This is a genomic window from bacterium (genome assembly GCA_018830565.1).
Lineage (GTDB): Bacteria > UBA9089 > JAHJRX01 > JAHJRX01 > JAHJRX01 > JAHJRX01.
This window is the reverse complement of record JAHJRX010000063.1, coordinates 1-13,671: the sequence shown is the minus strand read 5'-3', so window position 1 is coordinate 13,671 and position 13,671 is coordinate 1. Positions and strand designations below refer to the sequence as shown.

The window sequence follows — 13,671 nt, the reverse complement described above, 5'->3', positions numbered from 1 at the left end:
ATCTTGCCCACTCTTTTTTGCTCATTTCGAAAATGTCCTTTTCTTCCATTTCTCCCTCCTTTTTTGAGGGATATTTTACATCCTTAAACAGGACATTTTCATTTTGCCAGATTAGGACATTTTCATTTTGGTATTACACAAAAAATCCACTTCTCTTCAGATTTTGATATGGATATTATACAAATAACTTAGTTATTTGTCAGGTATTCTTGCTACCATAAATTCCTGATTAAAAAATAGTAGTAGAACCAAAACCTCCTGTCCCTCTCTTTGATTCAGATAACTCTTCTACCTCTCTAAACTCTGCCTGAATAACAGGTGAGACGACAACCTGTGCAATTTTCTGTCCCTTTTTGATTTGATAGATTTCTGAACTTAAGTTTATTAAGATAACTTTAATTTCTCCGCGGTAAGTAGAATCAATAGTACCGGGGGTGTTTAAAACGGTTATACCGCTATCAAGTGCTAATCCACTCTTTGGCCTGACCTGCAACTCAAAACCATCAGGAATTTCAACACATAAACCTGTAGGAATTGCTTTTCTTTCAAATGGCTGTAATAGACAATCTTCTATAGCGTGCAAATCCGCTCCTGAATCACCTGTATGCGCATATTGGGGGATTTGAGTAAAAGAACAAAGTCGTTTGATTTTTATTAGGCAACGAGAACATTTCATAATTATTTCCTCTCAATGTAGTTGTTTATTGAATTAATGTGTCTTCGTTTGAGCATGTCATAACTTTTCCGTTTTAAAATTTAATAATTTCTTCACTTCGCGGTCAAAGTCGGAAATATAGTTTTTGTCCTGTATTGAGCGATATTTTTCATATTCGCTTTCAGCTAATGCCACGGCAACTTCATGGCTGATTTTGCCTGCATTTGTCAAAATCTCGTGTTCACTGAACTTCAAAAAGGCATTGAGCTTTTCTATCCAGTCTTTCATAGCCATTGCCCGACCGCGAGCAGCCTGCATTTCAGCATAATCCAAATACATATTCACAATTCTATTAAGCTCGGTAAGTTCTTTTTTGTCTAAATAATTTTTAGCGATAACTACATCGCTGGGCATAATTTTGCCGTTTGGAGATCTTCTCCATGATGTAAGCCCCATCTTGTCTTTTTTGCTGTTAACTCGGCTTTGAATAATTTCTGCCGCTGTTTTTCCGGTAATAGCAAAATGAAGTTTGTTTTGAACTGTCGCAAAAAATTGCTTACTCTCATACGCTTTGGGTGAATAGTCTATGGCTGTGGCATAAATATCGGTAATTTTCTGGTAAAGCATCCGTTCGCTGGAGCGAATGTCTTTAATTTCTTCGTAAACTTCATCAAAATATCTGGTGCTGAAACGGGAACCATATTTGAACCTGTTACTATCTAAGGCATAGCCTTTATGAATGTAGTTTTTGAGAATGGCTGTCGCCCACTGCCTGAATTGTGTACCCCGCTCAGAATTGACCCGATAACCGACGGCAATAATTGCCTCAAGAGAATAAAAACATGTCTTCCTTTTTATTTCCCGACCGCCTTCATTTTGAACTACCGAGAATTCCTCGGTAGTTGATTTTTCATCTAATTCGTGGTCTTTATAAATATTTTTTAAGTGAAGGGAGATATTATCAGTAGAGCAGCCAAAAAGTTCTGCCATTTTCTTTTGGGAAAGCCAGATGTTTTCTTCAGCATACAACACCTCAATATTTACCGAGCCGTCCGGTGATTGATAAAAAGCGATTTGATTGTCTGGTAGTTTTTTCATAAATTTATACCTCAACAGGCTGTTATGGAACTAATAATCAATGTTAACGCCATACCATATATAGTGTTTATTGATGGGATTAACGCAACATGCTGTATGTTTCTCGTGCCAAATTCCTATTCCGTAACAGCCTGTTGAGGTTATGCATAAGGCGGAATTGCGTAGCTACTCCCATCTCACATTACAAAGATTTCCTGCGGGAACTGAACTACGAAAACCTTTGAAGCCCACATTATGTATAACCTTTGTTAGCAATTCGTACCTTTTTTCTTGTTATGTTTCAATTAATTCTGTTGTTTCTCCGTTCGTAGCTAAATATAATATTACAATTTCCGAAACAACTCCCACAAAAAGTTTCGCATACTTTATTTCTAATCCTTTGAAATCTGCATCTTTTCCGTGTCCTGTTCCGTAACCATTTCTTAATTCTGCAACTCCCTGAACTATAGATGTAATTCCTCCAAGGATTTGCTTAATCCCTTTTTCTGCTTTATTAGGGTCGGCTGCTTCTTTTGGGATGAAGTCGAGAGTTGAAGTTGTATTTTTTAATAATTGAGGCAATGTCCAATCAGTGTCAATAGAAACCCCTTTCTGTTTTAAGATTGACTTGCATGTGGTTTCAAGCAGTTCCTTTGCAGTTCCAATTGCAAGGTCAGTGTTTTTATGAATGGCATCATTCATTATGTTGATTTTGTCATTAACATAGGCTGTATTTAAATATCTTTTTATTTCCGCCTGTTTTGCTGCTAAATGTGCTTGCCCAATTACCTTCTGTCGTCCTGAGTAAATCGGCTTGCCTGAAATTTCATCCGTCTGAGCAATTTCAAAACAGTCGGCATCTAAATGCCTGTTATATATTTCCAATAGTTTGGCAATATCTTCTTGATTTGTTCTAACAATTGGATGAAGGGTTGTTGCTAAAAACTTCAAGTAAGTGTCATCATCACGATAAAGTAAATTTATTCTTGAGTCAGTATAAATCCAATTGCAGCCCCAATCGGTATTATTTATCATGTGTTGATAAATGTCGTCATACGCATTATTATATCTATGGTCCCTTGACGGTAAACTTTTCAAGTTAAAAATTCTAGCTAAAAAATCTGGTTCGGTTTCATTGCCATAATACCATAGGTTAGCAATTTGTATTTCGTCAGCGAGATGTTGCCTTGTTACATCAGTTATTTTATTCTTCATTTTATTCTTCATTCCAATCTCATTGTTGTTTTATTTTTAATTTCTGTCGCTATGTCTATTCGCTTTGTCTTAATCACCTTGTCAAAAATGTCTTGTATGAATGGAGCAACATAATATTGAGAATCTTCTTCAGGTGTCATTCCCATCTCTAAACTGTCTATATAATCACTTGACAGCACAATTTGAAGTTTTGACAATCTAAAATCTATGACTCTAAATTATTCCAAAATTCCTCAATAGCCTTCTTTATATCAGCCCATAGGGACTCAACATTATTTATTAACGAACTCATCAATCCCAAATGCAGTTTAAATCCATATCCACTAACAAATACATGTCTAATACCATCCTTATTAAGTTTCCGCCTCAAAACTGGCAAGACTTTAGACATCAGACTACAGACTAATAAAATAAAGTCTGATGTCTAAAGTCTATAGTCTGAAGTCTACTCTATGGTTTAGTGCGAAAACTTAATGGGAATGGTCTAAATCCTCTATAAGGATTCAATCTATTTACGATATCTTGATTAAAAATAGGATTTTTCCCTTGGGGTGGCGTATGAGACAAATCAAGAAGTTCTTTATGCCAACTATTTCCTTTAGGCATAGCTTGATAGTATTCTTTGGTAATACGCTTAACAATATTCTCTACCCCTACATAAAAATTCATTAAAAATGTTCCTATTGCTGATTTTTGGATGTTATCTATTTTATTCGGGTCCAAATTATCTTTGAGAAAAGACAGGTCTTTTAAAACTTGCTCTATTGCCTCTATCTCATCTAACACATCTATTTTTAATTGCTCATACTTCCTTTGCATATATCAGTTTCCCCTTTTCTAAGATACGGTTAGCTAAATGTTCTCTTGTATCCTCTAATGGAATCAAGTCTATCTCACTATCTACTACCCCTAAAATCTTACCATACATTTCGAAAAACCTTTCTGGCTTAACTCCCTTTACTGCTATATCAATATCTTGTGCCGACTCAACATCTTCGAGACAAGAACCGAATAATAACACTTTCTCCGCACCAAAATCTTTACTAATGCTAATGATTTTAACTAACTCATTTTCAAAAAATTTTCTTTCCATTGCTCAATTACCTCATTTATTAAAATTGGCTGTCAAAATTTCAGATAACATTTTCAGGCATATATGACATTGCGACCGAAAGAAGTAATGTCCCGAGAGACAAGGGTTTTAGCCCGAAGCGTATATGCTGTGTTATCTTCAAGTGCAATCTTTATCTAAATTCAATCGATCCTGAAATCTTCTGGGTTAAAATTTAATATTTTATCAATAATATCTGCATTTTTCTTCCTCATATTTAACCATCTTTCCTTCCAAAATTTAACTAATGCTTGCATTGGTAGATTATAGTAGATAGGTTTATCCGTTTTACCCAGCAGAAAGGAACGGAAATTTTTAGCCAAAGAAATTGCATATATTCTTCTTTTGAATGAATGCTGTAATAAAATATTAGAATCAAATCCAATAATATCAGCTGATAATCTTATGACCCTCATTCGCCAGTTTGGTCCATCACCGAATCTATTGGTTACCATAATACCTTTTTCCATAAGAAGTTGTTGCATAGCAAGAAAAGTTTCATTTGAAATATGTAATGTTCCATAACCAGTTGTATATCCTACTGGGATATACAACAATCTATCTTCAAATTTCAAACGGTTATATTGTGAGCTATTGCCATAAAGACTCGTTGTAAAAATACACGCCAAATCACTTGCTTTTCTCTCTCTAATAATTGTCGTTCTGCATCTATATTTTTCTTTGTATATTTCTCTAACTTCATTTGATGCGATAAGATATGATAGCAACTTTCCACCTAACAAATAATTATATGGAGGTAATGCCCCTAAAACATAAGCATCCATTGTATAAATTATATTATCAGTTCTTGTTTTTTTATCCAACCTATCCATTTATCTCTATCTGGAATATGAATTATACTACTACCCAAAGCTGCAATTCCAATTATCGGACTACCCTCTATTCCATCGTCCCTTATAAGTAATCTTATTCTTCTTCCTACATATTCACTATAAGGAGATGACCAATAGTATCTAAATATCCTAAAAAGATCATGTTGTTTTTGTGTTTTACAGATTTCAATTCGTGGCAAAATTTCTGATTTTAAAATATCCTTTCCCTGTGCAAGATTTTTTTTAGCTAAATCAATATGCCTTTCTATCCATTCTCTATTTTTATTCAAAATTTCCTGCCTGGATATATTCATTGATTGTTTTATAATTTCTTTATCGTAATAGATTGGTGGAGATACTATTAATTTATCTTTCGATTTTTCTATATTCCAGTTAAGACGGAATAAATCTCTTACCAATAGTAATTTAACTCTCTCTTCACTATCTTGAGTCTCAATTAAATTATCACTGTGAATTCTATTTAAATTAAAAGATGGTGTCTCAAGAAGCGATATAGCAATTTTATTTGACAAATTTTGAGCTTGCATATACTTTATTCTCCACTAATTCTTCAAACAACTTTACCCTTATTGGTAGTGCAAAGGCTTGTTCAGAGGATACCATATACAAATTGCCAGGAATCGTTTCTCTTTGGATAAAGTTTGCAATAACCCCCTCATAATTTACATTAGATTTTATTAGTGCCTTAATATCATCACTATTACCTAAATGAAATGCAAAGAAATTTTCCGCTTGCGTTCTAATTTCTTCTGAAATTGCTGAGGGTCGTTGGGTAATTGCCACAATCCCGACACCGAATTTCCTACCTTCTTTGGCACACCTCACGAAAGGGTTCGCGTCCGTTTTGACCAAATCAGCCGAAAGCACATTTTGAGCTTCTTCAACAAAGATCACCGTTGGAATCATTTCGGCAGATTTGTTGTTAGTGAATTCCCTTTTGTTTTTTTCGAACAGTTTTCGCACAAGCATTGTTGATATGATACTTGCATCCATACTGTCTTTCAGGGACAAATCAATTATGACAGTCTTGCCTTGCTTTAGGAACTCGAAGATATCTTCAACCATTGTGGACTTACCACTGTGCAGTCCTTTATCCTCATCAATAAGAGGGCGAAAGCGTTTTCGAATTGCACCGATGGTAGCTCTCGTGCTCTTGTCTTTTTCCCCGAAGAAGTCTGGGTATTTCCTGTGCAATTCTGCAGGGTCGCTAACATAGCTGTCCATATTCTGGATGAAATCTTCCACACCTTCATCTGCAAGATAGTATAGGAAAGATTTCATTATGTCAGAAAAACCAGTGGCAAAACTCAAGATATCGCTAATGCTAAGGTGCTTCCGCATGTTGAGCAGAACTTTGCCCTTGAAGATGAACCTGCCTTTATATTCATCCACTTCCTTTTTGTCGCTGTAGACAACCACATTATCTTTTATTTTTTGTTCATCTATATCTCCAAGTCCGAAAGTTTTCGGCCCTTTTAAGAAATACTCGCCGTTCAGGTCAAAAATCAGTTTCCCATAACTTATATCACTAATAATATGGTAAAGCAAAACCTTAACTAAATTTGTTTTGCCAAAGCCAGATTGAGCAAATACCATTGTCCGTTTATCTCTTAATTTCTGCACATCAAAAAGAATATCTCCTTTATCCTTATAAATATCTTCCCCTATACATAAATAACCAATTTCTGCGCCTTTCTCAATATCCTTGTTCAAAATATACTTTACTTCGTTTTGCCTTAGATGTCTTGCATGATACGATACCGTTGGCAATTTTCTTGACGCTGTGGTGAATTCCATAGACGAGCCTTTATCAATAAAGGTTCCAAGTAATCTAACTTTATAGGTATAACTAAACATTTTTTGTTTGTCCCTATCAGATAACTCTCTCTCAGCTATTCTTGCATAGTGTACAGCAATTAATGTTTTATCTTGGGACTTAAAAATAGGGTCTTCATCATAAATTTCTGCCTCTACTCTCGCTAAAAACTTTCTACCATTCTCATCTTTAGGAGTTAGTACAATAAAATCTCCTGTACTTGGGCTTGCCTTTGCGTCTTCATAAGAAGAATATATCAATAACGCATCCTCTGTTGTTTTTTTGCCCGTATAATACACCAAAATCAATTCTCTCTGACATAATAACCTCCTATTCTAAAATTTGTCATGAATATCCAGGAATAAATTCTCTATCTCAATATTATCCATTCTTTGCTCTTTATAAAGAGCAAACTTCACCCTTTTAATTATTTCTTCCTTAAAATCCTTCTTCAACGAAACAAAATTATGAACCTCAACTAAAGGATATGGATAACCAAGTATATAATGTTCTTGTGTAAGCGTTGTAAGTTCTTTAAATATCATACTCAATTTATCTATATCTCTATCTCTCTTGTTGTTTTCTATACATGGAATGGCATCAAATATATTAACATCAGCCACGAGCCAGTCATAATTTTGTAATTTTTCTACATAATCTAATCGAGCAACAGTAAAGAACCCAAAACCTCTCCCGCCTTTTATATCCTTTTTTGCATACATTGCCGAGGTATCTCTACCACCATAAGAAGCAAGCAAAACATTATCTGGGACTTCAAACCAACAGCATAATTTTTGTCTCTTTGGATCCCCTTCTATAAATGGATACTTCGGTTTCAATTGATCTTGAAGATAGTTGTCTATCTGTCTCAAAGTATAGGACAATTCCATTTTGATAGGTGAATTTTTAGTTATTCCTACAATTATTATCCCTTTTTCATATAAAAATTTTCCTAATTCTACTAAATACTCTTGCTTAATATTTACTGAACGTAGCGGTCCATCTCTTAATATAAAATCACCTTCTCTTGTTTCGCTACGATTTGTTATTTCGTACACCAATGCCCATTCTAAAACTCCTTGAGCAAAAGAAAGAAGGGTGGATAAACTTGAACAAATAATCTCTTTAGTTTTATTCCCAAAACCAAAGATATTTTCATATGAGTCATTAAAAAAAGCCCTCATATCATTAACTGGTTTCAAATTTAGCAGTTCATCATAAATTGCAAACAAATGTTCCTCATTTGTTATAAGAATATTTTGTGGGTAATATCCCTTTCCCAGTATAATAGGGTCATCCGTATCATTCATTCTAATCTGTTTTCCACTTTTGTAGCAAATATATCCAGCGCCATAGATACCTATTGAAACACCATTATAGAATTGCTGACTGTTATAACTCCCATCTATGGCATAGAAATTTCTATCTGTTTTATCAATTTTGTCAAAAGGTATTATTTCAAATATTTGTGGAGTTTCTGGATTATGGGAATTTCCAATTACAGGAATGGAATGATTTTTATTACTTCTTTCGTTAATATAATGAGCCACTAACTCAACTGCATTATCTGGTATAGTCTTTTGATTCATTTACTTCTCCAAAATTTTAAAAGATGGTATTTCCGCTAACTTCTTTATATCCGCCTTGCGTATGTACTCCCAAATAGTAAGGATAAACAGATGCTAATAGCGGATATAAATAAGTTATGTGAAATTGGCACACATTTTTTATTTAGCCATAACAATTTTATTATCCTTCGCCAACTTCACACAACGGCTAAGCATTTACAAACTTGCAAAGCAAGTTAAGCTAAGTGAAACAAAATCGTAAATGCTCTGTTATCCGAAGTTTTGATGGCTTAAAATATGAGTTATAACTTATCCAAGAAATCCGAAATAGCCTTCTTTATGTCACTCCATAGTGGTCCAATATTATCTATCAGTTCCAGCATCTTTTCACCTTTTAGCTGAAAACCATATCCACTTACAAATCGATGTCTAAAATTTCTATATGGATGAAGCCTTTCTACTATATTATGATTAAATATTGCAATCTTGCCCGAAGGAGGATTAGATGATAAAGTAAGAATTTCTTTATGCCAGCTCGCTCCTTTAGGCATAGCCAAATAATAGTCTTTGGTTATGTGCTTTAAAATATTCTCTATTCCATTATAAAAGTTCATTAAATAAGTCCCCATTGCCGGCTCTGTGAAATAATCCTTCGTTTGAGAATCAAATTTACTTCGGACATTATAGAGTCTTTCTAAAGTTTCTTCTATTGCCTTTTCTTCATCTAATACATCTTCTTTTAGTTCTTTATATTCTTCTTTCATACATAACCCTTCCTTTAGATAAGATTTTCTTGTAAAGATGTTCTCTTACATCATCCAAATCCACTATATCTACTTCATCCTCTACCGCCATAGAAACTTTACCATAATACTTAAAAAACTCTTTGGGCTCAATTCCACTGACTGCTATATCAATATCTTGTGCCGACTCAACATCTTCGAGACAAGAACCGAATAATAACACTTTCTCCGCACCAAAATCTTTACTAATGCTAATAATTTTAACTAACTCATTTTCAAAAAATTCTCTTTTCATTACTCAATCACCTCATTTATTAAAATTGGCTGTCAAAATTTCATATAACTTGTTTATATCCGTCTATTAGCGGATATACTCCCAAATGGTAAGGATAGACGCTAATAGACGGATATACTAACTTTAGCCGAAGTCGCCTGATTTTATTTCTGATATGCTTTGACAGATATTTTCCAGGTTTTCCAGTCCAAAATTTATCTCATTTCTTAGCTCATTTGAATTCATAAAGCAATTTCCCTTCTTTTAAAATTCTTTGTTTGAAGTATCCTTTTATACTTTTAAAATCGAGTATACTTACTCGTTTTTGAGTTTCCATGAGACATTCAGCAACTACACGAAAATAATTTTCATCGGGAATTCCCTCATAGCATATATCTATATCTGAATCAGCGTTATAATCCCCTCTTGCTAAAGAGCCATATAAAATGATCTTTGCTGCACCATAGCGAAGCAAAATTGACTCTATTTTCTCTATATCTTGTATTGTATCCAGAGGAAATGTTTCTCTCTTCTAAGAAGTGATAGCCTTTTTATTTGTGTAATCTCCATAATTTACCTAACTATTTTTATAGCATTCATATACTTTAGCACGGGCTAAAGTATATGAATGCTATAAAAAGTCAAGAAAATCCATTTTTAAGCCTTCGTAAACTTGGTATATCGCTTATCAAATGTGATACTACACCCAAAGTAACTGGCATTAAATAACTATGTTAAGAAAAGATAGCATATCAAAATAATGAGAGTTGAAGAAAGGAGATGTGTTTTATCCTACTTTTATAGCACTTATTAATGAAAATTTGACATAGAGCAATTTAAATAGAGCAATTTAAATAGAGCAATTTAAATAGAGCAATTTAAATAGAGCAATTTAAATAGAGCAAATTAATTTAAGGGCAAACAAGTTTATCTTTTATTGCTCGGTATTATTTCCTATGTCTGGTTTTCGTTAATAACTACTGTAATACCGAGCAATTCATCTTTCGTAGCAGCTAAAAGTTTTGATAGGGGGTATTTTTTTAGGTTTCTTCCTCATTTTTTCTTTAACTTTTTCACTAATTTATCTACCTTCTTTTGAGTCTTTTTGAAATACTTACTTTCAGGAAACATCTTAGTTATTTCTTCAATCTGTTTAATTGATCTTTCGCACCAGAGAGTTTGGCTGTATTTCTTTACTACTTGAAGAAAGATCTCTACCGAATTTTTCCATTCATTATTTATTTTATAACATTCTCCCATTCCATACCAAGAAGCAGGAACATAGGAAGAGTCTTTGTATCTTTTGATAATTGATTTATAAGTTTGCAAAGCTTCATTAAATTGTTCTATCCCTCGAAGGCATTCCGCCATATGATATAAAGCTTCATCAGCATAATAAATATCTCCATATAAATCAACATACCGTCTAAATTCTAGAATAGCTAATTCATACTTTTTTTGTTCTTTAAATAATAAAGCTTTTTGGTATTGGATTACGGCTTCTTGGTTAGCTTGGTAACTAAAAGGGCGGACATAAGATTTGGTGCAGCTATAAGGCAAGATACTTAATAAAAGGATAATCATCCAAATTTTGAGTAAATCATTTCTCCCCATCTTCTCCCCATCTTATTGATTAATAATCTTTCTTCCTTTTTTAATTTGTTTCAAAACTTCTTTTCTAGAAGTGCTTCCAAGAGACTTCTTAACATTTACAGCTTTTTCTAAATCAAATAATTCATAAATATCTTCTTCAAATAAATCAGACACTTCTTTAAATTCTTCTAATTTTAACTCATCTAAATCTTTATGATTAGCCAAAGCTTTTAAGACTAACTTTCCTACAGCCTGATGGGCAGATCTAAAAGCTAATCCTTTTCTCGATAAATAGTTAGCTACTTCTGTAGCACAGAGATACTTATTTTTTAGATGTTTTTCTATTTGGGTTTGGTTAATCTTAATACTTAAAAGCAGCTTAGAAAATATAGATAAACAACTCTTGGTAATATCAAGACTACTAAATAAAACTTCTTTGTCCTCTTGAAGGTCGCGATTGTAAGACAAGGGAAGAGCTTTCATCGTAGTAAAAAGAGAGATCAAATTTCCATATACTCGTCCACACTTACCTCGAATAAGCTCACAAACATCGGGGTTCTTTTTTTGAGGCATGATACTGCTTCCCGTACAAAAAGAGTCAGCTATCTCTATAAACTTAAACTCATTTGTTGACCAAAGAATTAACTCCTCGTTAAAACGTGATAAATGCATCATTACCAGAGAAGCAATAAATAAAAAATCTAAAATAAAATCTCTATTGCTAACCGCGTCAAGACTATTAAATGAGACTTTAGAAAAACCTAAGAGGTGAGAAGTAAATTCTTGGTCAATAGGAAAGGAGGTTCCGGCTAAAGCAGCTGCTCCTAACGGAAGCTCATCTATGCCTTTTAAGCAAGTATTTAATTTTTCTAAATCTCTTTGCCCCATCCAAAAATAAGCCATCAGATGATGAGAAAAAAGAATAGGTTCTGCTTGTTGCAGATGAGTATAACCAGGCATAATGATGTGAATATTTTGTTGGGCAAGTTTTAAGATGCTTTCTAGGACATTTTTGAGCTCTTTAATAACCTCTTTAATTTCATCTTTTAAATAAAGTCTTATATCTAAGGCAATTTGATCATTTCTACTTCTGGCGGTGTGGAGTTTTCCACTCAAATCACCTATCCTTTCTCTTAATTTAGACTCAATATAAGTGTGAATATCTTCGTATTGGCGATCTAGGCAAACACCTTTTTCTTCGATCTCTTCTTGAGTCTCTTTTAAAGCACTGACAATTTTTTCTCCTTCTTCGGTAGTTAAAAGACCACATTTTTTTAGCATTTCCACGTGGGCGATACTACCTTTAATGTCGTATTTAGATAATCTTTGGTCAAAATTTAAAGAACAAGTGAACCTTTCCACTTCCTCAAGGGTAAGCTCTTTAAATCTTCCACCCCATTGTTTCATGGTATATCTTTCCTTGTTTTTCGATAAGGCAGAGACCAGATTTTAATAAAGCCTTCTGAAGCTTGATGATCAAACAAGTCACCTTCTTCGTAAGTAGCTAAGCTTTGGTCATATAAAGAATAAGGTGAGCTTCTGCCCACTACTTCTGCTCTTCCTTTATACAATTTTAATCTTACTTTACCGAAAACCTTTTCTTGGGTCTTTTTTACCAAAGCATCCAGGGCATCTTTTAAGGGAGTAAACCATAAACCGTAATAGATTAATTGAGAATATTTCTGACTAATAATTTCATTAAAATGTAAAGTTTCTCTATCTAAGACTAAAGATTCCAATTCCCGATGAGCTTTATATAAGATAGTAGCTCCCGGAGCTTCATATATTTCTCGAGACTTTATGCCTACTAAGCGGTTTTCCACCATATCTACTCTACCTATTCCATGTTTACCGCCAACCGTATTTAAGTACTCGATAAGCTCTATCCCTTCTACCTTCCTTCCTTCACCTAATCCTACCGGTATCCCTTTTTCAAAGTATACTTCTATATATTCAGGCTCGTTAGGAGAGTTAAGAGGCGAAGTGGTGATTTGGTAAGCATCTTCTGGGGGTTCTTGCCAAGGATCTTCCAAGATGCCACATTCAATACTTACTCCCCAAAGATTTTTGTCTAAGCTATAAGGACTTTTTTTAGTAGTACTGACTGGAATATTATACCGATCAGCATAATCTATTTCCTCTCTTCGACTCTTAAATTCCCATTCTCTGGCTGGAGCTATAATTTTAAGATGAGGGGCTAAGGTATAAAAGGCAGTTTCAAATCTTACTTGATCATTTCCTTTGCCGGTGCAACCATGAGCTAAGGCACAAGCATCTTCAGCTAAAGCAATCTCTACTAATTTCTTAGCAATTAGAGGACGAGAGAGAGAAGTAGCTAATAAGTATCTTCCTTCATAGATAGCATTAGCGGCTAAAGAAAGATAGATATAGTCATTAATGAATTCTTGGCGGAGGTCTTCGATGTAGATTTTACTAGCCCCAGTCTTTAAAGCTTTTTCTTGAAGGTGAGAAAGCTCTTCACCTTGACCTAAGTTGGCAGAGACGGCAATAATCTCTGCTTGGTATTTTTCCTTAAGCCACCTAATCATTACCGAAGTATCCAAACCGCCGCTATAAGCTAAAACAATCTTTTTTATCTTTTTGTTCATAGGTTTACCTCACATTTCAAAAGAAGATTATTTATCCTGGAGCAAATAAGTTAAGATAGCTTCTCCGGTATAAAGTCGATTTTCTGCTTGGTCAAATCAAAAGAAAATTACTTATCTTGGAGCAAATAAGTTAAGATAGCTTCTCCGGTATAAAGT

General features: G+C 34.0%; 15 protein-coding genes. All 15 read right to left on the bottom strand.

Features of this window, described 5'->3' with window-relative positions; translation table 11 throughout:
• Window positions 1-229: 229 nt before the first annotated feature.
• Window positions 230-676 carry a dUTP diphosphatase gene (gene dut / locus KJ849_06215; protein MBU2600150.1) on the bottom strand — a complete coding sequence of 149 codons (447 nt, stop codon included), beginning with the start codon at window positions 674-676 and terminating at the stop codon, window positions 230-232.
• A gap of 57 nt (window positions 677-733) precedes the next feature.
• On the bottom strand, window positions 734-1,753 hold the full coding sequence (locus tag KJ849_06210) for a virulence RhuM family protein (GenBank protein ID MBU2600149.1): 1,020 nt from the start codon (window positions 1,751-1,753) through the stop codon (window positions 734-736).
• Between the two features lie 273 nt (window positions 1,754-2,026).
• Window positions 2,027-2,959 (bottom strand): abortive infection family protein, encoded by a 933-nt coding sequence (locus tag KJ849_06205; protein MBU2600148.1) that lies wholly within the window; start codon window positions 2,957-2,959, stop codon window positions 2,027-2,029.
• Window positions 2,960-3,397: 438 nt separating this feature from the next.
• The gene (locus KJ849_06200) at window positions 3,398-3,766 is read right to left on the bottom strand and encodes a hypothetical protein (protein ID MBU2600147.1); all 369 of its coding nucleotides are present in this window, start codon (window positions 3,764-3,766) and stop codon (window positions 3,398-3,400) included.
• Window positions 3,750-4,040 (bottom strand): nucleotidyltransferase domain-containing protein, encoded by a 291-nt coding sequence (locus KJ849_06195; GenBank protein MBU2600146.1) that lies wholly within the window; start codon window positions 4,038-4,040, stop codon window positions 3,750-3,752. The genes KJ849_06200 and KJ849_06195 overlap by 17 nt, the downstream gene beginning before the upstream one ends.
• A 161-nt stretch (window positions 4,041-4,201) precedes the next feature.
• Window positions 4,202-4,891, bottom strand: coding sequence for a DUF4338 domain-containing protein (locus tag KJ849_06190; GenBank protein MBU2600145.1), 690 nt, complete (start codon window positions 4,889-4,891; stop codon window positions 4,202-4,204).
• Window positions 4,852-5,439, bottom strand: a complete 588-nt coding sequence (locus KJ849_06185) for a DUF4338 domain-containing protein (protein ID MBU2600144.1) — start codon at window positions 5,437-5,439, stop codon at window positions 4,852-4,854. Before KJ849_06185 ends, KJ849_06190 begins: the two co-directional genes overlap by 40 nt.
• A complete protein-coding gene (locus tag KJ849_06180) occupies window positions 5,414-6,934 on the bottom strand; it encodes an ATP-binding protein (protein MBU2600143.1) in 1,521 nt (506 codons plus the stop codon). Before KJ849_06180 ends, KJ849_06185 begins: the two co-directional genes overlap by 26 nt.
• A gap of 129 nt (window positions 6,935-7,063) precedes the next feature.
• Entirely contained in the window at window positions 7,064-8,317 is a 1,254-nt protein-coding gene (locus KJ849_06175) for a DNA double-strand break repair nuclease NurA (protein ID MBU2600142.1), read from the bottom strand.
• A gap of 281 nt (window positions 8,318-8,598) precedes the next feature.
• On the bottom strand, window positions 8,599-9,060 hold the full coding sequence (locus KJ849_06170; protein MBU2600141.1) for a hypothetical protein: 462 nt from the start codon (window positions 9,058-9,060) through the stop codon (window positions 8,599-8,601).
• Window positions 9,044-9,334, bottom strand: a complete 291-nt coding sequence (locus KJ849_06165) for a nucleotidyltransferase domain-containing protein (GenBank protein MBU2600140.1) — start codon at window positions 9,332-9,334, stop codon at window positions 9,044-9,046. The genes KJ849_06170 and KJ849_06165 overlap by 17 nt, the downstream gene beginning before the upstream one ends.
• A gap of 211 nt (window positions 9,335-9,545) precedes the next feature.
• Window positions 9,546-9,788: a nucleotidyltransferase domain-containing protein gene (locus KJ849_06160; protein MBU2600139.1), complete on the bottom strand. Its 243-nt coding sequence runs from the start codon at window positions 9,786-9,788 to the stop codon at window positions 9,546-9,548.
• 578 nt (window positions 9,789-10,366) lie between these two features.
• The gene (locus KJ849_06155) at window positions 10,367-10,927 is read right to left on the bottom strand and encodes a tetratricopeptide repeat protein (protein ID MBU2600138.1); all 561 of its coding nucleotides are present in this window, start codon (window positions 10,925-10,927) and stop codon (window positions 10,367-10,369) included.
• Between the two features lie 12 nt (window positions 10,928-10,939).
• Window positions 10,940-12,313, bottom strand: a complete 1,374-nt coding sequence (gene argH, locus KJ849_06150; protein ID MBU2600137.1) for an argininosuccinate lyase — start codon at window positions 12,311-12,313, stop codon at window positions 10,940-10,942.
• Entirely contained in the window at window positions 12,310-13,515 is a 1,206-nt protein-coding gene (locus KJ849_06145; protein MBU2600136.1) for an argininosuccinate synthase, read from the bottom strand. The genes argH and KJ849_06145 overlap by 4 nt, the downstream gene beginning before the upstream one ends.
• Window positions 13,516-13,671: the final 156 nt, after the last annotated feature.

Bases quoted from the DNA above. Each gene is read 5' to 3' on its own strand.
- dut (MBU2600150.1), bottom strand. From the start codon at position 676: ATGAAATGTTCTCGTTGCCTAATAAAAATCAAACGACTTTGTTCTTTT.
- KJ849_06165 (MBU2600140.1), bottom strand. From the start codon at position 9,334: ATGAAAAGAGAATTTTTTGAAAATGAGTTAGTTAAAATTATTAGCATT.
- KJ849_06185 (MBU2600144.1), bottom strand. From the start codon at position 5,439: ATGCAAGCTCAAAATTTGTCAAATAAAATTGCTATATCGCTTCTTGAG.
- KJ849_06155 (MBU2600138.1), bottom strand. From the start codon at position 10,927: ATGGGGAGAAATGATTTACTCAAAATTTGGATGATTATCCTTTTATTA.
- KJ849_06195 (MBU2600146.1), bottom strand. From the start codon at position 4,040: ATGGAAAGAAAATTTTTTGAAAATGAGTTAGTTAAAATCATTAGCATT.
- KJ849_06175 (MBU2600142.1), bottom strand. From the start codon at position 8,317: ATGAATCAAAAGACTATACCAGATAATGCAGTTGAGTTAGTGGCTCAT.
- KJ849_06205 (MBU2600148.1), bottom strand. From the start codon at position 2,959: ATGAAGAATAAAATGAAGAATAAAATAACTGATGTAACAAGGCAACAT.
- KJ849_06190 (MBU2600145.1), bottom strand. From the start codon at position 4,891: ATGGATAGGTTGGATAAAAAAACAAGAACTGATAATATAATTTATACA.
- KJ849_06210 (MBU2600149.1), bottom strand. From the start codon at position 1,753: ATGAAAAAACTACCAGACAATCAAATCGCTTTTTATCAATCACCGGAC.
- argH (MBU2600137.1), bottom strand. From the start codon at position 12,313: ATGAAACAATGGGGTGGAAGATTTAAAGAGCTTACCCTTGAGGAAGTG.
- KJ849_06145 (MBU2600136.1), bottom strand. From the start codon at position 13,515: ATGAACAAAAAGATAAAAAAGATTGTTTTAGCTTATAGCGGCGGTTTG.
- KJ849_06200 (MBU2600147.1), bottom strand. From the start codon at position 3,766: ATGCAAAGGAAGTATGAGCAATTAAAAATAGATGTGTTAGATGAGATA.
- KJ849_06170 (MBU2600141.1), bottom strand. From the start codon at position 9,060: ATGAAAGAAGAATATAAAGAACTAAAAGAAGATGTATTAGATGAAGAA.